This is a genomic window from Streptomyces cyaneofuscatus (assembly GCF_042718795.1).
Classification (GTDB): Bacteria; Actinomycetota; Actinomycetes; order Streptomycetales; family Streptomycetaceae; genus Streptomyces; species Streptomyces cyaneofuscatus_A.
The window spans coordinates 85,790-108,645 of the sequence record NZ_JBHXOX010000008.1; the positions used below are offsets into that span (position 1 = coordinate 85,790).

21 protein-coding genes are annotated in these 22,856 nt (G+C 71.8%); 13 read left to right on the forward strand and 8 right to left on the reverse strand.

The features are described 5' to 3' along the window. Positions 1-4 precede the first annotated feature (4 nt). From ACFWRT_RS10655 to ACFWRT_RS10670, 4 genes are all read right to left on the reverse strand, one after another. A complete protein-coding gene (locus tag ACFWRT_RS10655) occupies positions 5-337 on the reverse strand; it encodes a Rieske 2Fe-2S domain-containing protein (protein ID WP_380950626.1) in 333 nt (110 codons plus the stop codon). Continuing rightward, the gene (locus ACFWRT_RS10660; protein WP_380950625.1) at positions 328-1,746 is read right to left on the reverse strand and encodes an iron-containing redox enzyme family protein; all 1,419 of its coding nucleotides are present in this window, start codon (positions 1,744-1,746) and stop codon (positions 328-330) included. Before ACFWRT_RS10660 ends, ACFWRT_RS10655 begins: the two co-directional genes overlap by 10 nt. A gap of 39 nt (positions 1,747-1,785) precedes the next feature. Further along, positions 1,786-2,823: a methyltransferase domain-containing protein gene (locus ACFWRT_RS10665; protein ID WP_380950624.1), complete on the reverse strand. Its 1,038-nt coding sequence runs from the start codon at positions 2,821-2,823 to the stop codon at positions 1,786-1,788. A 300-nt stretch (positions 2,824-3,123) separates the two neighbouring features. Further along, on the reverse strand, positions 3,124-4,242 hold the full coding sequence (locus ACFWRT_RS10670; protein WP_380950623.1) for an IS701 family transposase: 1,119 nt from the start codon (positions 4,240-4,242) through the stop codon (positions 3,124-3,126). 210 nt (positions 4,243-4,452) lie between these two features. Between ACFWRT_RS10670 and ACFWRT_RS10675 the strand changes: the two genes are divergently transcribed. The 9 genes from ACFWRT_RS10675 (at position 4,453) to ACFWRT_RS10715 (ending at position 13,114) form a co-directional block, all read left to right on the forward strand. Further along, a complete protein-coding gene (locus ACFWRT_RS10675; protein WP_380950622.1) occupies positions 4,453-5,928 on the forward strand; it encodes an amidase in 1,476 nt (491 codons plus the stop codon). A gap of 94 nt (positions 5,929-6,022) precedes the next feature. Next, positions 6,023-7,603: an MFS transporter gene (locus ACFWRT_RS10680; RefSeq protein WP_380950621.1), complete on the forward strand. Its 1,581-nt coding sequence runs from the start codon at positions 6,023-6,025 to the stop codon at positions 7,601-7,603. Further along, on the forward strand, positions 7,600-8,271 hold the full coding sequence (locus tag ACFWRT_RS10685) for an HAD family hydrolase (RefSeq protein ID WP_380950620.1): 672 nt from the start codon (positions 7,600-7,602) through the stop codon (positions 8,269-8,271). Before ACFWRT_RS10680 ends, ACFWRT_RS10685 begins: the two co-directional genes overlap by 4 nt. 71 nt (positions 8,272-8,342) lie before the next feature. After that, positions 8,343-9,572 carry a glycosyltransferase family 2 protein gene (locus ACFWRT_RS10690; RefSeq protein ID WP_380950619.1) on the forward strand — a complete coding sequence of 410 codons (1,230 nt, stop codon included), beginning with the start codon at positions 8,343-8,345 and terminating at the stop codon, positions 9,570-9,572. A 50-nt stretch (positions 9,573-9,622) separates the two neighbouring features. Continuing rightward, a complete protein-coding gene (locus tag ACFWRT_RS10695) occupies positions 9,623-10,135 on the forward strand; it encodes a methylated-DNA--[protein]-cysteine S-methyltransferase (protein WP_380950618.1) in 513 nt (170 codons plus the stop codon). Between the two features lie 80 nt (positions 10,136-10,215). Then, the gene (locus ACFWRT_RS10700; protein WP_380950617.1) at positions 10,216-11,001 is read left to right on the forward strand and encodes a 2OG-Fe(II) oxygenase; all 786 of its coding nucleotides are present in this window, start codon (positions 10,216-10,218) and stop codon (positions 10,999-11,001) included. A 107-nt stretch (positions 11,002-11,108) separates the two neighbouring features. Continuing rightward, a complete protein-coding gene (locus tag ACFWRT_RS10705; protein WP_380950616.1) occupies positions 11,109-11,615 on the forward strand; it encodes a methylated-DNA--[protein]-cysteine S-methyltransferase in 507 nt (168 codons plus the stop codon). A gap of 72 nt (positions 11,616-11,687) precedes the next feature. Continuing rightward, positions 11,688-12,419 carry a 2OG-Fe(II) oxygenase gene (locus tag ACFWRT_RS10710; protein ID WP_380950615.1) on the forward strand — a complete coding sequence of 244 codons (732 nt, stop codon included), beginning with the start codon at positions 11,688-11,690 and terminating at the stop codon, positions 12,417-12,419. 116 nt (positions 12,420-12,535) lie between these two features. Further along, entirely contained in the window at positions 12,536-13,114 is a 579-nt protein-coding gene (locus tag ACFWRT_RS10715) for an ABC transporter substrate-binding protein (RefSeq protein ID WP_380950614.1), read from the forward strand. Positions 13,115-13,204: 90 nt separating this feature from the next. Here the strand turns inward: ACFWRT_RS10715 and ACFWRT_RS10720 are convergent, their stop codons facing one another. From ACFWRT_RS10720 to ACFWRT_RS10730, 3 genes are all read right to left on the reverse strand, one after another. Then, entirely contained in the window at positions 13,205-14,839 is a 1,635-nt protein-coding gene (locus ACFWRT_RS10720; protein ID WP_380950613.1) for a transporter, read from the reverse strand. Beyond that, on the reverse strand, positions 14,836-15,672 hold the full coding sequence (locus tag ACFWRT_RS10725) for an ABC transporter ATP-binding protein (RefSeq protein ID WP_380950612.1): 837 nt from the start codon (positions 15,670-15,672) through the stop codon (positions 14,836-14,838). The genes ACFWRT_RS10720 and ACFWRT_RS10725 overlap by 4 nt, the downstream gene beginning before the upstream one ends. A 61-nt stretch (positions 15,673-15,733) precedes the next feature. Next, on the reverse strand, positions 15,734-16,432 hold the full coding sequence (locus tag ACFWRT_RS10730) for a bifunctional DNA primase/polymerase (RefSeq protein WP_380950611.1): 699 nt from the start codon (positions 16,430-16,432) through the stop codon (positions 15,734-15,736). A gap of 268 nt (positions 16,433-16,700) precedes the next feature. Between ACFWRT_RS10730 and ACFWRT_RS10735 the strand changes: the two genes are divergently transcribed. Then, positions 16,701-18,083, forward strand: coding sequence for a transcriptional regulator (locus ACFWRT_RS10735; protein ID WP_380950610.1), 1,383 nt, complete (start codon positions 16,701-16,703; stop codon positions 18,081-18,083). Between the two features lie 184 nt (positions 18,084-18,267). After that, positions 18,268-19,935 (forward strand): hypothetical protein, encoded by a 1,668-nt coding sequence (locus ACFWRT_RS10740; RefSeq protein ID WP_380950609.1) that lies wholly within the window; start codon positions 18,268-18,270, stop codon positions 19,933-19,935. Positions 19,936-19,970: 35 nt separating this feature from the next. Here the strand turns inward: ACFWRT_RS10740 and ACFWRT_RS10745 are convergent, their stop codons facing one another. Next, positions 19,971-21,251 carry an ABC transporter substrate-binding protein gene (locus ACFWRT_RS10745; RefSeq protein ID WP_380950608.1) on the reverse strand — a complete coding sequence of 427 codons (1,281 nt, stop codon included), beginning with the start codon at positions 21,249-21,251 and terminating at the stop codon, positions 19,971-19,973. 174 nt (positions 21,252-21,425) lie between these two features. On the opposite strand from ACFWRT_RS10745, the gene ACFWRT_RS10750 reads away from it, so the two are divergent. Both ACFWRT_RS10750 and purU read left to right on the forward strand, forming a co-directional pair. Continuing rightward, entirely contained in the window at positions 21,426-21,872 is a 447-nt protein-coding gene (locus ACFWRT_RS10750) for an SCO4402 family protein (protein WP_380950715.1), read from the forward strand. A gap of 62 nt (positions 21,873-21,934) precedes the next feature. After that, positions 21,935-22,834 carry a formyltetrahydrofolate deformylase gene (purU, locus tag ACFWRT_RS10755; RefSeq protein WP_380950607.1) on the forward strand — a complete coding sequence of 300 codons (900 nt, stop codon included), beginning with the start codon at positions 21,935-21,937 and terminating at the stop codon, positions 22,832-22,834. Positions 22,835-22,856 lie beyond the last annotated feature (22 nt).

Here is a 22,856-nt window from a genome sequence, read left to right on the forward strand (position 1 = left end):
CGGTTCAGGCCCCGGCGAGCGCCGGGGACAGCGGAAGATGGCAGAGTTCCACGGTGGTGTCCGCCGGGCCCGGCAGCACGGCGGTGACGGCGTCGCCGGACCGGACCGCGGGTATCTGGCGCCGCAGCCGGCTGAGCGATGTGCCCCGTTCGTGCCAGGGACACACCAGCCGCCGCCCTGCCGCGTCCGGCACGGACAGGTTGAGCGGGCCGCCCCGGTGCGGACAGGAGGCGGGCAGCACCGCCCCGCCGGCCTCGGTGCGGATGTACACGTACGGCAGGTCGGCGACCCGGACGCAGTTGCCCGCGCCGCTGGTTTTGAACGTCACTACAGGCATGTGCGGTGGTCTCCGACCGAGTAGATCTGGTAGACGCACTCCTCGGACTCGATGATCGCGCCGTGCAGGCGGTTGCTCTGGATCACCGTTCCCTCTCCGGCCTCCAGGATCCGGTGGGAATTGAAGCCGCTGACGAAGCGCATGGTGCCGCTGACGATGTGGCAGAGCTCGTCACCCTCGTGGCTGTGGGTGTTGGACAGCTCCCCGTGGGGTTCCACGATGTCGGCCACCGGTACGGTCACCCGGCCTTCCCGGATCGCCGCGTACACGGGGGCGTGCAGATCCTTGTAGCGGTCCGCGTCGTCCATCCACGCGATCTGGGTGGCGAAGTCCTCGTCCGCGATGGTGCTCAGCAACCGGAACTCCTCGATGCCTCGCACGATCTCCGGGATGATCTGCTCGCCATGGCGCGCGATCAGCGGCTTCACCAGCTTCTCCAGCGCCATCCGGCCGTGGTGCTGGTCGATGTGGACGTGCTCCGAGAAGTACCGCGCATCCGCGGAACCTTCGAACACGTCCGCCAGGACGCTCTCCGCGCGCCGGCAGAAATCGACCAGTGTGCTTTCGGTGTAGTACAGCGCGCCGACATAACGGAAGAAATGCTCGTGGTTCTTCCCGAGGTAGTGGAAGTAGTTGTTCAGGGCCAGGCTGGATACCAGGTAGTACTGCCAGTACCGGTGGATGTCGGAACCGAGGCCGACGGACTCCAGGGTGGCCTCGAAAAGAGTGCTGTGCTTGGTGTCGTGGACGCCGTACCCGTACTCGTCGATCAGGATCTTGAACCATTCGGACTGCTCGGCCCCGTAATATCCGAGCACATTCCGTGCCATCGGTGAAGCTTCCGAGAGGAAATCGGGAGCGAACTGTATCAACCACATCCTGGCCGCTCGCTGCGGGTCGGAGGAGTCGCGGATCGCCTTCTCCGCGGGGGACGGGCCGCCCTGGGCGTAGACGTCCAGGCCCTCCAGGTAGGCGAGCAGGCCCTCGGTGGTCCAGTCGCCGCTCACCTCGACCTCCTGGTCGAGGAAGCCGAAGGCGAAACGTTCCAGCGCCGGCCGGATCAGCTCGCCGCGGGCCCGGTTGCCGGGGCTGTAGTAGCGGCGGAAGTCGTCCGTCAGCTCACCCAGGCCGGCCTTCGGGAAGAACACCAGGTCGGCCTCGTAGATGCTGGTGAGGAGACGCTGGGCGGCCAAGCTGCTGTACTCCAGGATCCGGTCGCGGCCCGGCACGCGGTCGAAGTCCAGGTAGGGCAGCACCTGCGGGCGCAGCTGCCGGCGATAGGGGTTGTCGGAGTTCTCCCACTCCTCGTTGTCCGTGTAGACCGGGTTCGCGGCGTAGGCGATGACGGCCTCGCGCAGTGCGTCACCGCGCAGTTCGAACGGCTGATGGGGAACAGGTGCGTGCGACATGTTCGGGTCTGCCTTCCGCTGATGGGTGAGACGGGGAGGTCACGCGAGGGACAGGCTGGTCTCGCTCCAGGTGAGGTTGAGCATCATCGTGGAGTCCGCCTTGGCTTCGATCGGTTCGGCGAGCGGGATCAACGCCTGCATCCAGTGGGAGCCGACGTTCTCCGGTGAGTTGCGCAGGGTGACACCGCCCCCCAGGTCCAGCTCGAACCAGGCGACCAGGCCGTGCACCGTTCCCGACTCGCGCACCGGCACCTCGATCTTGCGCTCGCCCGGACCGAGCGGGTCCGTGGCGAAGTCGAAGGAGGCCAGCTCCACCGGCTCCGAAAGGGTGCGGTGCGGCCAGGTGTGCAGCCTGATGGGGAAGTGCCCGGGCGTGGCGAAGGAGTTCAGGCGGGACACATCGAAGCCACTGGCGGAGCCGACCCTGTTCAGGTTCACCGCGTTCTCGCTCTGCAGCAGCTGCCCCAGCAGCCGGGCCCGGCAGGGGAGCATGATCCCGTCCGGGGCGAGCAGTTCGCGGCGCGCATGCAGGATCGAGGGCAGGATGCCCTCGCCGATCAGACCGCAGTCCACGATCTCGGAGATCACCGCGTCCACCCGCCGGGGCAGCTCCCGTCCGACCGCCAGTTCGTCGGAGCGGCAGGCCAGCACCGTCACCCGGTCGGCGAAGCCCTCGCTCGCCACCACCTGCCGGGCCACCTCCGCCATCAGCGGGTTCGCCTCACAGCTGTACACATGGGCGGCCCCGGCGCGTACAGCCATCATCGCCAGCAGGCCGGTGCCCGCACCGATGTCCAGCACCGTGCCGTGCTGGGGGACGACCCGCTCCAGGGCCGTGGCCAGTGCGTCGTTGCGCTCGCTGTCGTTGAGCATGGCGAAGTGCCAGCGTGGCACCGCCTCCCGGGCGAACTCCCGGAACGCCGGAAGCGCCGTCGACAGGCCGTCCGGCGTGGCCAGTACCTGTGCTGTTGCCTCCGCGACCCGGCTCAGCTCCTGGGCCCTGGCGCGCAGACCCGCCAGGGCCAGGCGCATATCGCCCTCAGTCGTCAGATCGGTGACACTCGTCAATTGAGGCATGTCGATTCGCAGACTCCTAAGAGGAATGGCTTTCGAGACACGCTGGTGCGGCGGAACCGGGATCTGCCGCCCGATCAAGGGATCTCCGGCTCGCTTCGAATATTATTCGAGGAAAGTGCCGTAGGTGAGAAGAATGTGAATGACCGGGCAATATCGGAAGGATGGGTCGGTCGAGAACGGGGGCGGTTGGACTGAATTTGTATTTTGTCATTCCTCCGTCCCGGGGTGAATTAGAGCATTGCCCGAGCCGGGGCGGCAAGGGCATCCGGCGAGGAGCGGTACTTGTGCTCCCGTCGGTGCTCACCGTCGGGCGGGTCCGGTCCGGTCCGGCTGTGCCCGGCCCGGAGGGCCGGGCACCCCTGCCTCCAGCCGTAACGCGGCAGCCGTCATCGCCAGCGTGGTGTGCCGGTACCAGGCCACCCAGCTGCGCACTTGGTGGCTGCTCAGCCCGGCCCGGACGTCGGCCTCGCGAACGGCCCGGGCCGCGGCCACATCCGCCGCCGCCATCGTCCGGGCCGCCGGGACGCCGGCAGCGGAGAGCGAGGCGTGCAGCAGAAGGCGCGAGATGCGGCCGGAGGGCTGCCGGCGGGCGAGGAGGGTCAGCCCGAACCCGGGTGCCGGGCGCCCGAACGCCACTCCGAGACCCCGGCTCAGCAACTGCCAGGACTCCTTCTGTCTCGGGTCCGCGGGCCGCGCCGGCGGGCCGGACCCGGCCGAGGGACCGGGGATCTGGGGCAGTTCGATGCAGAACGGAAGGCGCCGGAGGCACAGCCATTGGCGTAGGCGGGGGTCGGCGAAGTCCGGGCCGCCGAACACCCCGCCTATGGGCACCGAGGCCGCGAGGGCCCGCTCCAGCATCTCCTGCCCGAGATCCGCCATGCTCCGCGGACGTACGTGCTCCGGCGGCACACCCGCCCGGGCGCAGCGTGCCGGGTCCGAGGTCCACTGCGGCGGCAGGTACAGCTCCCGGTCGATCAGGCCACCCGCGCCCCGTGACACGTAGCACAACAGCGCTGCGGCCTGGGTCCCGCGCTCCCGCCCCGCCGCTGCCGGAACCGCCGGGGCGACCGCTACCGCGCTGGTTCCCGCCCGGACCGTCTCGTGCCGGCGCAGCACCGCACAGGGGCCGGACGTACCCAGCAGCGGCACGACATGCGCGCGGACGCTGTCGCGCAGCAGGTCGGCATCCCACACGGTGCGGGTGAGCAGCCGCTGTGTGCTCCAGACGCTGCCGACGCCCGCCTGGACGGCGATCTCCGCGGCGCTGCTCCGGGTGGGGTCCGCCAGCAGGGCCTGGACGTAGGCCAGCGCCAGGCCCCGGGGTTCCGCACGGGTGAAGTGCCCGCCGAGCAACCCCAGCATCTCCGGAGGGGCGGGGCGGGCAGGCTGCGCGCGCGACGAACGGGGTGTGGTTGCCATAACCGAACCTCCGATAGGTCTAGACCTGCATTCCGCGGCGAGGCTAGCCGGTCATCGGCAGTCCGGTAACCCCCTGATCGCACCGCGTGAGTCCGGTACGTGTCCGGGCCTGCCACTCCGTCGCGGTGCCGCCGTGCAACCCCGTCACCGTTCCCGGTGTTTCCCCTAGGTCCGAAACGAGCAGGCATCCGACCTACAGGCAGGCGTGAGATGACCGAACCCACCGAACTGAGCGCCATCCGGCTGGCCGATGCGATCCGCAGGCGCGAGATCTCTCCGGTCGAAGCGGTTCGGGCGGCACTGGACCGGATCGAGAAGATCAATCCGGCTGTCAACGCCTTCGTGACCGTCTGCGGCGAACGCGCACTCGAACGGGCCGCCGCCGCCGAGCGCGCCGTCGGTGACGGCGCGGCCCTCGGCCCGCTGCACGGTGTTCCCATCGGTGTGAAGGACCTCGACCCGGTGGCCGGGGTCCGGATGGCCCGCGGCTCCCTGGTCTTCGCCGAGGACGTACCGCAGGAGACCATCCTCTGCGTCGAAAAGCTCGAACAGGCCGGCGCGATCGTCGTGGGCAAGACCAACACCCCCGAGTTCGGATTCAAGGCCACCACCGACAGCGCCCTGTTCGGCCCCGCCTCCACGCCCTTCAACCGCACCATGAACGCCGGCGGTTCCTCCGGCGGCAGCGCCGCCGCAGTCGCCAGCGGCATGGTGCCGTTCGCCCAGGGGTCCGACGCCGGCGGCTCACTGCGCGTGCCCGCCGCCTTCTGCGGTGTCTTCACTCTGATGCCGACCTTCGGCCGGGTCCCGGTTCCCGCCCGGCCCAACGCTTTCCGCCGGTTCAACCCGATGGTCTGTTACGCGCCCCTCGCCCGCACCGTCGGCGACGCCGCCCTCGGCGTCGACCTGATGTCCGGCGCCCACCCCTACGACCCGTACTCCTTCCCCGCCCCCGAGAAGCTCGCCGACGAACTCCACGGCGACCTCACCGGGCTGACCATCGCTTACAGCCCCGACCTCGGCGGCTACCCGGTCGAACCGGAGGTCGAGGCCGGCGTCCGGGCAGCCCTGCCCGCGCTCCGCGACGCCGGGGCCACGGTCGAGGAGGTCGCATTCCGGCTGCCCCTGCCGCATGCCGACCTCACCGCCATGTGGCGCCGCTACCTTTCGGTCGCCCACGCCGAATCCGCCGCCATCTCCCGTGACAACGGCATCGATCTGCTCGGCGCCTACGCCGGCTCCATCGATCAGGGCTACCTCGACTCCGTCCGGGTCGGCGAGTCGTTGAGCGCCGTCGACTTCCGGCTCGAGGACCTCGACCGCACCCGCGTGCTGTATGCCTTCGAGGAGCTTTTCGACCGTTACGACCTCGTGGTCAGCCCGGTCAACGCCGTCGCCGGCATCCCCAACTCCGCCGGACGCGACACCGTCGGCCCCGACATCGTCGAGGGTCAGGCCGTCGACCCGTTCGTAGGCTGGTCCCTCACCAGCCCGTTCAACCTGATCGGCAGCCCGGCCGCCTCCGTGCCCGTCGGGCGGGCCCGCAACGGCGTTCCCGTCGGCCTGCAACTCGCCGCCCGCCGCCGGAACGACGCCCTCGTCGTCCGCGCCGCGGCCGCTCTCGAGAGCCGTCTTCCCTGGGCAGCCTCGTACCAGGACCTCGACCTGGATGCCACCACCGCCTGACCCCCGGCCACCGGGCGGACGGGCACCGGCAGCACACCGGCCGTTCCGGCCGACGAAACACCCTCCCCGGCGGGGAGCGGAGATCGGAGAGACCGTGCACACCACCACTGGCGGGCGCACCGGAACCGGCGGCGCCGCTGCCATGTTCGTCCTGCTGGTCGGACAGGCGATGGCCAACATCGACCTGGCGATCGTCAACCTCGCCGTTCCCGCCATCAGCGTCGACCTCGATGTCGGCAGCTCCGAGCTGACCCTCATCGTCACCGCGTACGCGCTGTGCTCCGCCGTGCTCCTCGCCCCGGCCGCCAGACTCGGCGAACGCCAAGGCGTCCGCCGGGTCTACCTGTGGGGCCTCTCCCTGTTCACCGCCGCCTCCGTCGTCTGCGGACTCGCGACCACCGCCGCCGTCCTCATCGCCGGACGCTGCCTGCAAGGCGCCGCCACCGCGCTGATGATCTCCCAGGTCCTGGTCGGCATCCACCGCTGGTTCACCGGACCGGCCCGGGCCCGCGCCCTGGGCTGGAACGTCCTCACCCTCTCCGGCGGTGCCGCACTCGGCCAGGTTCTCGGTGGGACCATCGTCTCGGCCGACCTGCTGGGAACCGGCTGGCGTGCCGTCTTCCTGATCAACGTGCCCGTCGGCGTCCTCATCCTGGTGCTCGGCCTGGTCCTGCTCCCCCACGACCGGCCCACCGCCACCTCGACCGGCCGCGGGGACAACGACATCCCCGGCACCGTGCTGCTCGCCGCCACCACCCTGGCCGTCCTCATCCCGCTGAGCCTGGAGAGGCCGGACTGGATCTGGGTCCTGCTGGCCGCCGCCGTACCGCTGGCCGTGGCGTTCATCCGCACCGAGCGCCGGGTGATCGCCCGCAACGGCACCCCCGCGCTGGACCTGCGCCCCCTGAGCGCTCCCACCGTCCGCTGGTCGCTGGCCTCCTACGCCGGCACCACGCTGACCTACATCGCCATGCTCTACCTGCTCTCGCTCCACCTGCAGCAGCAGCTGGGCCTCCCGGCCTGGCAGGCCGGCTTCGTCCCACTGGGCTGGGTCCTCGCCTTCGGCCTCGCCGGCCCGGCCTTCGCCCGCACCCCGCAGGCCCTCGCCCGCTTCCTCCCGTTCGCAGGCTGCGTCATGCTCACCGTGACGTACGCGCTCGCCTCCTTCGTCCCCGCCGGAGCGGGCACCGCCATCTGGCCGCTCACCGCCGTGCTGTGCATCGGCGGCTTCGGCCTCGGCATCAACCACACCTCACTGCTCAACCTCCTCACGGCCACGGTCTCGCCGCGCTACGCCGGTACGCTCAGCGGCACCGTCAACACCCTTTCCACCGTCGTCGGCGTCACCGGCGTCGCCCTGTTCGGTGCCGCCTACTCCTGGTTCAGCGACAGCACCTGGGCCGGGCCCGCCACCGCCTGGAGCCTCACCTGCGCCGGGCTTACCCTCATCGCAGCGCTCTGCAGCTTCGCCGCGCTGCGCGCCATCGCAACCGCCCCCCGCGCGGCCGCTCCCCCGGACGCCGCCGACAGCGCCCCCGCAACCGTCGCGCCCACCACGGTGTTCTCCGACAAGGAGGACCCCCGGCACACCACGCCCGACGCCGACCGATCCGTAAGCGTCGCCCGCTCCACCGGCGAGGACGACGGACGAACCACGAAGGACGACCAGCGATGACCGCGCCCGAACTCCACCACATCCAGGCCAAGGCGGCCCTGTTCGACCTCGACGGCACCCTGGTGGCCACCGAGCACCGCAGCCGCGCCGCCTGGACCCGCCTCTTCACCAACCACGGCCTGCCCTGCGACGACGCGCTGCTGGCGACCTTCGTCGGACGGCGTGGACAGGAGGCACTCGCCGACCACGTCGACCGCTTCGGCGGCCCCACCGTCAACGAACTGTTCGAAGAGGCGTGCGGATACCTGATGGGGCCGGACAGCCCGCCACCGTTCGCCGTCCCCGGTGCCGCCGAACTCCTCGCCGACCTGCACGCCCGCGGCGTACCCCTCGCCGTCGTCACCTCCGGCCTGCGCGCCCACGCCACCGAACTCCTCGCCCACGTCGGGGGTGCCGGGCTGTTCCAGGTCATCATCACCGCTGAGGACGTCAGCGCCGGCAAGCCCGACCCTCAGGGGTACCTGGCTGCCTGCCGGTCCCTCGGGGTCCACCCTGCCGACGGTCTCGCCTTCGAGGACGCCCCGGCCGGCGTCCGGGCCGCCGTGGCCGCCGGACTGCGCTGCGTCGCCCTCACCACCACCCACACCGAGGCCGACCTCTCCCACGCCGACGTGGTGCTGCCCGACCTCACCACACTGCGCTGGTCCCAGAGCCCCGACGGCCGTTGACCACCGGCTCCCACGCGTCGGCCCGGCCGGCGTCACCGCCCTCGCCCGAAACCCCTTGGGGAGACGAGAACATGTCCGCCGCCCGCCCGTCCGAGCCCGCCGCACTGGCCGCCGGGGTCACCAGCAGCCTGATCCTGGTTCACGATCCGCACTGCCGTACGGTCGCTCCCGACTACTGGGACTGGTCGGCCGATGCCCACCACACCGCCGCGAAGACGCTCATGGCGATCGACGACGACCGCATCCGCACCACGGCGGGACGCCTCGCCGACAGCCCCGCCGACGGCACCGCCGCCGCAGAACTCACCACGATGCTCACCGCACTGCTCAGCCGCCCCGGCGATGAGAGCGAAGCCGTCGACGCGCTGCGAACCGCCGCGGCCCGCACCGAATCTCTGTCCCGGCTGCTCGTCCGGCCTGGCGCCCCCGACCGGTCCGTACCGGCCGCGGGGGCGCCCGGCACCGAAGCGTTGCTGGCCGCTCTGGCCCGTGAGCCGCGCGTCGGCGCCCACCCGGTGGATGCCGCCGTGGTCATCCCGTTCCGTGCCTCCGATGACGCAACCGGCCGAGTCCGCAACCTGGCTGCCGTCCTCAACGCGCTCGCCGACCAGTCCCACCCCCGCGAGCGCTACCGCGTGGTCGTCGTGGAGAGCGACAGCCGGCCCCGCTGGCGCGAGCTGTTCGCCGACGCCTGCGACTCCTACGTGTTCGCCCCCGACCACGGACGGTTCAACAAGTCCTGGACGGTGAACGTCGGTGTGGTGCACGGTGCCCGTCCCGCCGAGCTGGTCTGTGTCCTGGACGGTGACATCCTCGTCGACCGCGACTTCATCGCCCGCGCCGTCGAACGGTTCGCACGCCCCGGGACCCAGGCCCACTGGCCATTCGAGGACATGCTGTTCCTCGACCCCGACTCCAGCGCCCGTGCCGTCCGCACCCGATGCCTCGACGGCGCCCCCGGCCCCGACCAGGACCGGTTGCGCGGCGTCCTCCTGCGCCGGCCGCCCGGAGGCTGCGTGTGGCTGCGCGAAGACCTGTTCACACGTATCGGCGGCATGGACGAACGCTTCTGCGGCTGGGGCGGCGAGGACCAGGACTTCGTATGGCGCGCCGAACGCTACGGCCCGATGGACCGCCACGGCGATCCGCTCGTCCATCTCCACCACGACCGCGCTGCCCATCGCGGCAGCGACGGCACCCCCTTCTACGAGGAGGTCGAACGCGCGGGGTTCTGCAGCTGGCCCTGCGACTCCGACTTCGGCCGCCTCGACAGGAACACCCCGCCGTCTGCCGGAGTATGAGCGCCACCGTCAGGCCCGCCGCTCCGCCCGCCCAGACCCGAGGACCGACCATGCACACCCGGCACGCCGTCACCGACACCGGCCTCGGCCCCCTCACCGTCGTCGCCCGGGGCCAGGACCTGGTCGGCCTGTACTTCGCCGACCACGTACGACGCCCCGCCGAGGAGGCGTTGGGGCCGCGCGTTCCGGCTGAGGAGGACCCCCTCCTCGCGGAGGCCGCCGAGCAACTCCACGACTACCTCGCCGGCCGACGCCATGACTTCGCCCTGCCCCTCGCACCGGAGGGGGACGCCTTCCAGCATGCCGTCTGGGACCTCGTCAGAGCCGTCCCCCGCGGCGAGACCACCACCTACGGCAGCATCGCCGACCGCCTCGGAGCCTCTTCGTTGGCCCAGCGGGTCGGCCAGGCGGTAGGAGCCAATCCGCTGTGCGTCCTCATTCCCTGTCACCGGGTCGTCGGCGCCGACAACTCCCTCACCGGCTACGCGGGAGGCCTCGCCCGTAAACGCTCCCTGCTCGACCTGGAGGAATCCGCCGAGGTGGCCGCCTCACGACTGTTCTGACCCCGTCACACAGGCGTGACGCGACGGCCGACCGAGGGCACCGGCACGGCCATTCCCCCTCCGACAGCGAAAGCACCGCCATGAACCCTTCCGACAGTCTGCGCCTCCCCCTCTTCGATGAGGTCTCCCAGGCCGACGAGGTCCCGCGGGCGGCGTTCAGCAGCGAACTGCCCGCGCTCCATGACCTCGACTGGGCAGCCCTGTACGCGCGGCTGAACGAGGACGGGGTGGCGCTCACCCCGCCGCTGCTCTCACGCGAACAGTGCCAGGAGATCATCGGCACGTACGAAAACCCCGCGCTGTTCCGCTCCACCGTGGTGATGCAGCGCCATCAGTTCGGGCGCGGCACCTACAAGTACTATGCCGACCCCGCCGCGGTCCCGCTCGTCCGGGCGCTTCGCGAACAGCTGTATCCGCCCTTGGCATGGATGGCCAACCAGTGGGCTCCGCAGCTCGGCGAGCGCACCTTCCCCGGTACCCTGGACGAGCTGATCGCCGAGTGCGCGGACAACGGGCAGACCCGGCCCACCCCGCTGATCCTCCGCTACGACGAAGGCGACTACGCCTGCCTGCACCAGGACGTCTACGGTGACATCGTCTTCCCGCTGCAGATCACCGTCATGCTCAACCAGCCCGGCGAGGACTTCACCGGCGGGGAGAACGTCTTCGTCGAGCAGCGCCCCCGGTCCCAGTCGCGGGCCGTCGTCCTCAAGCCACGTCTCGGCCAGGCGATGATCTTCCCGGTCCGCCACCGTCCCGTCCGCGGCGGACACGGCTTCCGCCGCCATCCGATACGGCACGGCACCAATGCGGTGGAGTCCGGCCGGCGCAACACACTCGGCGTCATCTTCCACAATGCGACCTGACCGGGTCCCGGCAACACGGTGTCCGTATCCCGCCGGACAGAGCACCACCTGAGCCGCACAGTAGATGGCAGTGCGACCCGCTACCCCTAGGAAAGGAACGTTGACCGATGACGGTCTACACGACCATGGACAGCCCCCTGGGAGAACTGCTGCTGGTCGGCGAGGAACCGGCTGCGACCGAGGCCGGGACCGCGCTCGCCTCGCTGTCGATGCCCGGCCAGAAGAACGGCGCCGTCGTCCAGGACGGCTGGAACGAGAAGGCGGAGGCGTTCACCGAGATCGTCGCACAGCTGCGCTCCTACTTCGACGGCAGGCTGACGCGCTTCGACGTCGCGTACGTCAGCGGCGGCTCGGACTTCCAGCGGCGAGTGTGGACGGCCCTGGAGAGCATTCCCTACGGCACCACCCTCAGCTACGGAGCCATCGCCGAGCAGATCGGCGCCCCGAAGGCCGCCGTGCGTTCGGTCGGCGCCGCGATCGGCGCCAATCCGTTGCTTGTCGTACGCCCCTGCCACCGTGTCATCGGCGCGAGCGGCGCGCTCACGGGCTACGCCGCCGGACTGGAGCGCAAGCAGCAACTGCTGGATCTTGAGCACATCCACCGGCCTGCCTGACCCGACCGGCCCGCCGTCGGCTCCGGGGCCCCTACGGGAGCCGGGACGCCCACGCCCCTCGAAGGAGTCACCATGACCGACACCGCCCGACCGACCGGACCCGTCGGCGACCGGGTCGCAGCGGGGGACTGGGCCGCGCTCACCGACGAGCTGTGCGAGTACGGCAGCGCACTCACCGGGCCGCTCCTCACCCCGTCCGAATGTGCGGAGATCGCCGAACTGTACGACGAGGACGACCGCTTCCGTACGACCGTCGACATGACACGCCACCGCTTCGGCTCCGGCCAGTACCGGTACTTCACCCATGACCTGCCCGATACCGTGCGGGAGCTGCGCGAGGCGTTCTACCCGCATCTGCTGCCCGTCGCCCGCGACTGGGCCGAGAAGCTCGGCAGGCCCACACCCTGGCCCGACACCCTGGGCGAGTGGCTGACCATGTGCCACAGCGCCGGTCAGGACCGCTCGGCACAGATTCTGCTGCGCTACGGCACCGGCGACTGGAACGCGCTGCACCGCGATGTGTTCGGGGACATGCTCTTCCCCCTTCAGGTCGTCATCGGCCTCAACGCACCCGGAGCCGACTTCACCGGCGGCGAGTTCATCATGATCGAGCAGCGTCCTCGTGCCCAGTCGAGGGGCTCGTCCACGACTCTGCCGCAGGGCCACGGGCTGGTCTTCACCACCCGTGACCGACCGGTCCCGTCCAAGCGCGGCTGGTCCAACGGACCCATGCGGCACGGTGTGAGCACCGTCCGCTCCGGCCGCCGCCACACCCTCGGCCTGGTCTTCCACGACGCAGCGTGACGCTCGACGTACCGGCCCGGCAACGGGCCTCACAGCCGGGTGACCGCCCCGAGTGGGGTGCCTGCCGCGCAGGGACGCGAAGGCGTCGCCACCCCTGAGCACCCGCAAGGAGCGAGATGAACACCCGCAAGGAGGGGCCCCGCCCGGCGGGGCAGAGGCACCGCTCCCCTCTGGTCAACGCCGCGGACCTGGCCGTCTACGGTGAATCGCCTGCCCCCGCCCCCCACACCGATGCCGAGCTGACGGCCCTGGTCGACCTGCTGACAGAGCCGGAAAAGCGGATCGGGACCGTCGCGATCGGCCACAGCAGGGACCAGCCGTCCCGGGCCGCCGCCGAAGCGTTCACCACCGTGTGGAAAGCCCGTGGCGGCACGGTGCTCGCCCTGGTGGACTGGCCCGAGAGCGCCGCCTCCTGGCTGCGCCCGGCGACCCGGCTGACCGCGGAATCGCCCGACGCGTGGGTGATGGCCGCGGCCCCGCTCGGCTTCGCCCAGCTTGCGCGCCGCCTGCGCCACTCCACCGACTGGGACCCGGCCCGCAGCTACGCTTTCGCCTCCCTGCGGGACTCCCGCCTCCCGGCCCTCGCCGGTGCCCGGACCCTCCACGGCCTGCGCGGCGCCACGGCCGACGGTGGCACCTGGGACGTATGCCACAGCGCGGTCACGTCCTACCCGCCCGCCGGGGCCGCCGGGTGAGCGCGCCCGCCCGGACGGCCTTCCGCACCGGGCTCCCGGTCGCCGGACCGGGCGAGCGGGAGCCGGTCGCCCCGTAACACCCTCAACGGGTTACCCCTTGCTGACCGCCGTCAGGATCTCCGGCAGCCGGTTCGCCGTGCGCGGTGCCGCGATCCGCAGCCCCGCCCACCCGAGGAGCGCCCCGAACACCGCACCCGCCGGGATCACCAGCCACAGCGCGTCCTGGTGGTCCGCGAGGTGCAGCCAGACCGTCAGCCCAATCACCGGTCCGGCCAGCACCGGCGCGGCGAGCATGCCGCCGAGGATCGAGATCCAGGCCAGCCCGCCCTGCCCGGGGGCCACGTTCTTGAACGCGCCCTCCTGCGGGATCGAGTACGGGAACAGCGCCGAGGCGACCGCCCCGATCGCCAGCATCGCGCCCAGCAGGGCGAAGGAGATGCCCAGCACCCCCGGCAGCGCCTGCCAGTCGCCCAGGAGCGCCGCCGTCGCCACACAGACCACCACCGTGTACGGGAGCGTGATCAGCAGCAGAGCCAGGGCCCGGGCGCGCAGTTCGACGTACGCGTCACGGGGTGAGGAGATCGTCAGGGCGACCATCCAGAAGGCGGAGGTGTCCTGGCCGAACTGGTTGTACATCTGCATGCCGAGCATCCCGGCGGCGAAGCAGGCGAAGTAGATCGAGCCGGTGCCCTGCAACGCGTTGATCAGCGGCACGATCGCGCCGATCGCCAGCGCCGTCACCCAGGCCGCCTTGGTCTTGGGGTCCCGCGCGATGTAGAGCAGGCTGCGGTGCACGACCGTGGCCGTACGGCCCTCCGGCAGCAGCGCGGACGGACCCGTGCGGCCGGACTCCTCGCGGGTCGGCGCCGCGGCGGCCAGCGTGGAGCCGTCCGGCGCGGTCATCAGCTTCACCAGCCCCCGCTGCCACAGCCACACCAGCGCCACCAGGGCCGCCACCGTGACCAGCAGTTGCGCGGCCGCCACCCCGTACGCACCGTCCGACGCCGCGTCCACCGCCGCTATCGCCGAGGCGCCGGGCAGCCAGCGGGCCACGTTCCCGGCCGGCTCCAGCGTGGAGAGCCCGCCGGCCTCGCCGAGCCGCTGGGCGCCGAAGTTGACGAACTGGATGCCCACCGCGATCACCAGCCCGCTCAGCACCGCCAGGTCGCGGCCCTTGCGGGAGTTGAGCAGCCGTACGTTGGCGGTGGTGACGGCCCGGGACAGCGCCACGCACAGCAGCGTCAGCGGGACCGCGACCACCGCGAACAGCACGCCCGCCGGTCCGTGCGCCAGCGCGAGGACCGAGCCGACCGCCAGGCAGAGGGTGAACAGCGGCCCGATGCCGATCACCGAGGAGACCAGCAGCGCCCGGACCAACGGCTGCGGCCGCAGCGGCAGCATCACCAGCCGGGTCGGGTCGAGGGTGTCGTCGCCGCTCGGGAAGAAGAGCGGCAGCACCGCCCAGCCGAGCGCCACGACGGCCGTCAGCAGCACCACGACCGTGCCGGCCTGGGCGTTCCCGCGCAGCAGGACGAGGCCGAGGACCTGGCCCGCCGCGAGCAGCAGCGTGAGGACGAGGGAGGCGATGTACGCCGCCTTGCGCCCGGACGACTGGCGCAGCCCGTTGCGCAGGAGCGTCAGCTTGAGCCGCACGAAGACGGTGGTCAGGCCCGTCACGGGCGGTGCCGGGGCGGCGGCGGTGACAGGGGCGTCCAGCACGCTCATCGGGTGCCGCCCAGCCAGTCGAGGGAGTCGCCGGAGGTGTCCCGGCCACCCGCGCCGACCAGTTCGAGGAAAGCGTTCTGCAACGACGGGGCGTCGCCGCGCACTTCCGCCAGCGTGCCCTGCGCCTTGATCCGGCCCGCCGCCATCACGGCCACCCAGTCGCAGAGCGACTCGACGAGCTCCATGACATGGCTGGAGAAGACCACGGTCGCCCCGGACCGGGTGTAGCGCTCCAGCACCCCCCGGATCGTCTGCGCCGACACCGGGTCGACGCCCTCGAACGGCTCGTCCAGGAAGAGCACTTCGGGGTTGTGGAGGAGGGCGGCGGCCAGCCCGATCTTCTTCCGCATACCGGTCGAGTAGTCGACGACCAGCTTGTGCTGGGAGCCCGCCAGATCCAGTACGTCGAGGAGCTGGGCGGCCCGCTTGTCGACTTCGTCCCCCGGCAGCCCGCGCAACCGCCCGTTGTATGCGAGCAGTTCACGCCCCGACAGTCGCTCGAACAGCCGCAGCCCCTCGGGCAGCACCCCGATCCGGGACTTCACCGAGACCGGGTCCGTCCACACGTCGTGGCCCGCGACCTCGATCTTCCCCAGGTCGGGCCGCAGCAGCCCGGTGACCATGGAGAGCGTCGTCGTCTTGCCCGCCCCGTTGGGCCCCACCAGCCCGATGAACTTGCCCGCGGGCAGCTCCAGATCGATCCCCGAGACGGCGACCTGTTCCCCGAACCGCTTCCACAGCCCCTGTACGCGCACAGCGGGAGGCGCGCTCGGCGCCCCGCCCGCCGTCATGTCTGCGCCTGTCCTGTCACGTGCATCTGCCTGGTCCGGCATGGCACAGCCTTTCGATATCCCCGCTAGATGGGGACCACCCTACGAAAGGCCCCTCCCGGCCCTAGGAAGCGCGGGTGCGGGCGTCCGCCGCCTCGCGGGCGCAGGCGTACGCCAGTGGGCTGATCAGTTCGTCCACATCGGGCAGCCACCGGTTGACGTGGGTGGGCTTGCGGGCCCACTGCACGGCACCGCGGCCGCCAACCCGGGTGGGCGGGGCGGCGATGTAGTGGCCCTCGCCACGGCCGGTCAGGTCGATCGCCTCCGCGTTCCAGCCGAGCCCGCGCACCAGCTCGGAGGCCTTGCCCGCGCCGCCGGGCAGCACGAAGAAGAGCATCCGGCGGTCGGGGGTGCAGGTCACCGGGCCGAGCGTGAGGTCCATCCGCTCCATCCGGGCCAGCGCCAGGAAGCCCGCCGACTCCGGGACCTCCAGCGCGTCGAAGGTGCGGCCGGTCGGCAGGAGCACCGAGGCGCGCGGCTGCCTGGACCACATGCGCCGGGCCGCCGCCCCGCTGCCGGTGGCCTGGCCCGCCCAGTCGGGCCGGTCCGCGTGGGCGCCGGGCAGCGGGCAGGCCACCGCACCGCACGAGCAGTGCTCCCTGCCCTCCACCGCCTCCAGCCAGGTGCCGGGGAACACGTCCCAGTGGCGCTCTTCCGCGTACCGCACCGCGGCGTCGAGCAGGTGCTCGCCCCGCTGCTGAGGGACCTGTGCGGCTTCCGTGACTCCGATGGGCTCTTCCACGCCCAGCTCAACTCCCGGCATCACGCGGGGTTACGGGCGCGCGCGAGCCGGTCACGGTGCATCGATTCCGCACGCGGGGCGCATCGGAGCACGGGCGGGGGCGCGCGTGAGGCGGTGGGCCGAAGGGCGGGTAGAGCCCAGCAGGGCCGGGCAACTCGCCATGCCCGTACCGAATGCCGATGGAATATGCGCATTTCTTGTGTGTGTGACGGGCAGTGATCCTCCATCGATCACCGTGTATCCGTGTATCTGCTGATCCAGGTATTTTCAGACTGGTCCAGGGGGAAATATGGCAGCAAGGCCTCTCGTAGCCCGCCAGCCCAACGAACGGCTCCAGACGCTCATCCAGGAAGCCGCCTGTTCCAACGCGGGCCTCGCGCGCCGCGTCAACATGGTCGGGGCCGAGCGCGGCCTCGATCTGCGGTACGACAAGACGTCCGTGGCCCGCTGGCTGCGCGGACAGCAACCCCGCGGCCGGGCCCCGGGCATCATCGCCGAGGCGCTCGGCCGCAAGCTGGGCCGTACGGTCACGATCGACGAGATCGGCATGGCCAACGGCAAGAACCTGGCCTCCGGCGTGGGCCTCCAGTACGCGCCGACCGTCGCCGGGGCGATCGAGCAGGTCTGCGAGCTCTGGCGCAGCGACGTCGGCCGCCGCGACCTGCTCACCGGCTCCGCCGTCGCCGCCTCCGCCCTCGTCGAGCCCAGCCGCGACTGGCTGATCTCCGGCAAGGACCCCCAGGTCGAACGGGTCGCCGGGGCCCGCGTCGGGATGGCGGACGTGGCGGCGGTCCAGGCGATGACCACCGCCCTCACCGACCTCGACCACCGCTTCGGCAGCGGCCATGTCCGGCCGGTGCTCGTGCACTACCTCAACAGCGTGGTCTCCGGCCTGCTTTCGGGGGCGTACCGCGAACAGGTCGGCCGCGAGCTGTTCGCCGCCGTCGCCCGCCTCACCGAACTCGGCGGGTACATGGCGGTCGACACCGGTCAGCCCGGCCTCGCCCAGCGCTACTACATCCAGGCGCTGCGGCTGGCCCAGGCCGCCGGGGACCGGGCGTACGGCGGCTATGTGCTGGCCGCGTCGATGAGCCACCTCGCCGCCCAGCTCGGCAACCCGCGAGAGATCGCCCAACTCGCCCGCGCCGCCCAGGAGGGCGCCCGCGGCCAGGTCACCCCCCGCGCCCAGGCGATGTTCTGGGCGGCGGAGGCCCGGGGCCACGCGCTGCTCGGGGACGCCCGCACCTGCCAGGTCGTGATGGGCCGGGCGGTCGCCGCGCTGGAGCAGGCCGACCCGGAGAGCGGTGACGACCCGGACTGGATCGCCCACTTCGACCACGGCTACCTCGCGGACGAGCTGGCCCACTGCCACCGGGACCTGGGCCAGGCGCCGGAGGCCGCCAAGCGGGCCAAGGAGGCGCTGGCCGCCCTGCCGGAGACCCGGGCCAGGCGCCGGGGCATCGGGCTCGTCCTGCTCGCCTCGGCCCAGGTGCAGCAGCGCGAGGTGGAGCGCGCCTGCCACACGGGGACGCGGGCGATGGAGCTGCTCGGGACGGTGCGCTCCAGCCGGGGCGCCGAATATCTCGACGACCTCCAGCAGCGGTTGGCGCCGTACGGACAGGAGCCCGCGGTACGGGAGTTCGGCGAGCGGTTGGAGCTCCAGGCGGCGTGAGAGGGCGTGAGGTGGGCCTGTCGGCGGGGTCCCGTGGCGGGGCGGCCGTAAACAGCGTCCTGCGGGCGCTGGGTGTTACCCAGCCTGTGAAGGGGTGGTGAGGGGGACCACGCGCTTGGCGGAGGCGGACGACCACCCGATAGCGTGAGCCGACGATTCCGTTGGTTCACACGTAGGAGTCCCGGTGACGCAGAGCGGACAGGGCGGACAGGGCGGCGAGCAACAGCATCCCGCCGGACGACCCGCGCACGAAGGTGTCGTGCTGCCCTCCGACGGCGGTGCCCCCTGGATCCCGGGGGCACCCACCGACGGCCAGGCCGACCAGGGCGGGCAGCCGGCCGGCCAGGCGGCGCCCGCGGGCGGGCAGCCGTGGGGCCGGCCCTGGGGGCCGCAGTCCGACGCCCCGGCGGCGCAGCCGGGAGCTCAGGCGCCGGGAGCGTACGGGTACCCGCAGCAGACGCCCCAGCCGCACCACCAGCCGCAGCAGCAGGCTCAGCCGTTGCCGCCCGCGCAGGGGCAGAGCCAGGGTCAGGGCCAGCAGCAGTACGGCCAGGGGCAGGTGCCCGGGTACGACCAGGCGTACGGCCAGGGCGGCGCGGGGGCGTACCAGCAGCCCCAGCAGTCGCAACAGCCGCAGCACTCCGACCCGTACCAGCAGCAGCACCAGCCGTACCCGTCGCAGCGGCAGTACCAGCCCCAGCAGCCCCAGCAGCCCCAGCCGTACGCGCAGCCGCTGCCGCCGGAAGCCGGTCCCGGGGCCGGTCACGGCGGGGGGCACGGCGGGGATCACGGCGTCCCCGGCGGTGACGCCGACGCAACGCAGTACATCGCTCCCGTCCCCAGCGGCGGCGGAGACGTGGACGCCACGCAGTACATACCGCCGGTGCCGGGCGGAGCCCCGTACGGGATCAGGCCGGGCGCGCCCGGTGCGCCGGAGGACCGGCAGCCGCCGGCGGAGTTCGACAACCTGTTCCGTGCGGAGGGGCCCGCGGGCGCCACCCAGCAGATGCCGTACCAGCAGTACAACCAGCAGCAGCCGCCGCAACAGTCCCAGCCCCCTTCCCAGCCCCAGCACGGCTACGGGTACCCCGGCCCGGGCGGCCAGTTGCCGCCCCAGGCCCCGCAGGGCGCCTACCAGTCGGGGCTCCAGGGCCTGCGGGGCGGCGACGGGCCCGCCGAGCCGCCCCGGTACGACGGCGGCGGCGACGCCCCTCGCAAGCGCTCCGCCCACATCCCCCTCATCGCCGCCGTCGTCGTCGGCTGCGCGGTCATCGGGCTCGGCGCGGGCGCCCTGCTCAGCGGCGGCGACGAACCGGCCCAGGACGACAAGCAGCCGGTCGCCTCGCAGAGTTCACCGGCCACCACCGCTCCCCCCACGAAGCCGGCGGCCGACCCGGCCAAGCCGCAGGCCGAGGCGCTGGACAAGCTGCTCGCCGACAGCAACAACAGCCGTGCGGCGGTGATCAGCGCGGTGGAGAAGATCAGGTCCTGCAAGGACCTGGACCAGGCGAACACCGACCTCAAGGGCGCCGCCCAGCAGCGCCGCGACCTGGTGACCCGGCTGGAGGGGCTCACCCTGGACGAGCTGCCGCAGCACCAGGCGCTCAACTCCTCGCTGACGAAGGCGTGGAAGGCCTCCGCCGCGGCCGACGAGCACTACGCCGCCTGGGCCCGGCAGGCCAAGAAGAACAAGAGCGTCTGCAAGGGCGGCCAGGCCCGGTCGACCAGCGAGACGGCGCGCGGCAACCAGCAGAGCGGCGAGGCCACCCAGGCCAAGCAGGAGGCCTCCAAGCTGTGGAACGCCATCGCCGGGAAGTACGGCCTGACCAAGCACAGCCCGGTCGAGCTCTGACCGGACCGTAGGAGGCTCCGGACGGGCGGTGGTGGTCAGCCGACCGTCCGCCGGGCGTCCGACAGGGCCTCCGTGACATCCACGAAGCCCTTCTTCTGCGCGGTGAGCCGCCCTTCCCGGACCACCTGGAAGGTCACGTCCGCGTTGACGATGCGCGGGTAGGGCGAGGTGCCGAGCAGGTCCTTGAAGCGCCAGCGGAGCACCGGGGTCAGACCGCCGGTGTCGACCTCGGTGCCCCGGTTGAGGGCGGAGGTGACCTTGTTGGCGGTGACGGTGTCGTCGCCGATCGCCTCGACGACCGCCTTCAGCACGGTGTAGGCGATCCAGGTGGTCTGCACGCCCGTGTCGTCCGGGTCGATGCTGTTGTCCCCGAAGGCGTGCTCCCGGATCACCTCGCGCATCCCGTTCCAGCGCGCGTCGCCCGCGTCCGGGTACCAGCCGGTGACGTACGCCCCCTCGAACGGGCTCGTACGGCCGCCCGTGCGGTCGATGAGCGGCTGGCTGACGCTGCCGAGCACGGAGGAGATGCTGACCCGCTCGCCCGCCGGCTCCAGCCGGCGGAAGGAGTCGAAGAAGGTCTCCGTACGCGCACCGAGCACGGCCGCGACACAGCTGCCGCCGGCCCGCCGCTTCAGGGCCCTGCCCGCCTGCTCGTCGTAGGAGGTGGCGTTCTCCGGGGCCAGGATGTCGGTGGACTCGGGGCGCTGGGCGGCGAGCAGCCCGGTGTTGAGGAGCTGCGGCATCCGGGCGCCGCCGAGCGAGTCGGGCCGCACCAGCGCGACCCGCTCGCAGCCGCCCGCCAACTGCCGTCCGTGGCCCGCCAGGAGCGCCGACTGGCCGCCGTTGACCGGGTACGAGAGGTAGCTGCGGAACTCCTCGTCGGAGGCGCCGTACCCGCCGATGTACGGGATGCCGCCGGACTCCAGCACCGGGATGGCGCTCTGCCCGTGCCGGCTGTACGAGCCGACGACCGCGGCCACCTCCCGGTCCACGGCCTGCCGCGCGCACCGCTCGGCGCCCGCCGCGGTGTCCCGCTCGTCGCAGGTGATCACCCGCAGCTCACGCCCGGCGATCCCGCCCCGCTCGTTGATCCAGCGGGCGTACGTCCTCGCCATCGCGGGGACGCCCGGCATGGTCACCGCGTCGGCGTCGTCCACCTGGTCGGGCGCCCAGGTCATCACCGTGACGGGCTCCCCGGAGCCCCCCGAGCCCCCGGGGAGCACGCCACAGCCGGACAGCAGCAGCGCGCCGGCCACCGCCGTGCCGATGACGAACTGGAAGGGGCGGGGGAAGGCGGTGCGTCTCCGTCCGGTCATGTTCAGCAACGCTCCCGCCCCCGGGGTAACGCCATGGTGTGCCGCGTTCAACGCTCGGTGACGTCCAGGTGAATTACGGGGGCCCGCGCGGGACCGCCGGAGGGGAACGTACGATCGACCACCGTGCAGCAAGGTTCGGAGAACTCTTCCCGTCGCGGCCGTCGCTCCTCCACCATGGGCGTCATGCCGCTCACTGACATGCCGTGGTGGCGCTGGCGCACCAACGTGCGCTCGGCGCTGCACATGCTCTCCGACCCCGTCTTCCACCACGAGTGCTGGCTCGCCGGCCGGGAGGGGTACGGGGACGTCACCGACGCCGTGTACCGCCTGGTCGAGGACACCTGGCTCGACAACTGGTCCGCCGAGAAGTACGTCGGCACCATCTTCCGGGACTCCGCCGAGGCGGCCGCCGTGGACGCCGCCGCGCTGCGGGTGCTGCGGATCATGCACCAGGTCGGCGCGGACGCCCCCGTCTCCGCCTATCTGGAGCACCCCGGCTGGCCGGAGGCGGTCCGCGCGGCGCGCGAGGCGCATGTGATGCTCGCCACCAACGACGCCGAGGACCCGGACATCCCGCCGCGCTCGCTGGACGTCATCCGCATCATGACCAGGGCCGCGTGATCATCAGGGCCGCATGATGGCCACATCCGCCCGGTACGCGGCGGCTGTGGCACCCTACGGGGATGACCGCACCGCAGCCCACCGCCCCCCAGGCCGCCTCGGACACCGCGCTGCCCGAGCAGTACGTCCTCACGCTCTCCTGCCCCGACAAACAGGGCATCGTGCACGCCGTGTCGAGCTACCTCTTCATGACCGGCTGCAACATCGAGGACAGCCAGCAGTTCGGGGACCACGACACGGGTCTGTTCTTCATGCGGGTCCACTTCTCGGCGGACTCCACCGTGACGGTCGACAAGCTGCGCGCCAGCTTCGCCGCGATCGGGGAGGCCTTCCGGATGGAGTGGCAGATCCACCGGCCGGCGGAGCGGATGCGGATCGTGCTGATGGTCAGCAAGTTCGGCCACTGCCTCAACGACCTGCTGTTCCGCTCCCGTACGGGGGCGCTGCCCGTCGAGATCGCGGCCGTCGTCTCCAACCACACGGAGTTCGCCGAGCTCACCGCCTCGTACGGCATCCCCTTCCGGCACCTCCCGGTGACGAAGGACAACAAGCCGGAGGCCGAGGCGCAGCTCCTGGAGCTGGTCCGCGAGGAGGACGTGGAGCTGGTCGTCCTCGCCCGCTACATGCAGGTGCTCTCCGACGACCTGTGCAAGCAGCTCAGCGGCCGGATCATCAACATCCACCACTCGTTCCTGCCGAGCTTCAAGGGCGCCAAGCCGTACCACCAGGCGCACGCCCGGGGCGTGAAGCTGATCGGCGCCACCGCGCACTACGTCACCGCCGACCTCGACGAGGGCCCGATCATCGAGCAGGAGGTCGAGCGCGTCGGCCACGACGTGACCCCCGACCAGCTCGTCGCGATCGGCCGGGACGTGGAGTGCCAGGCGCTGGCGCGCGCGGTGAAGTGGCACGCGGAGCGGCGCATCCTGCTCAACGGCCGCCGTACGGTGATCTTCAACTAGGCCCTTAGGCACCGACTCCGTA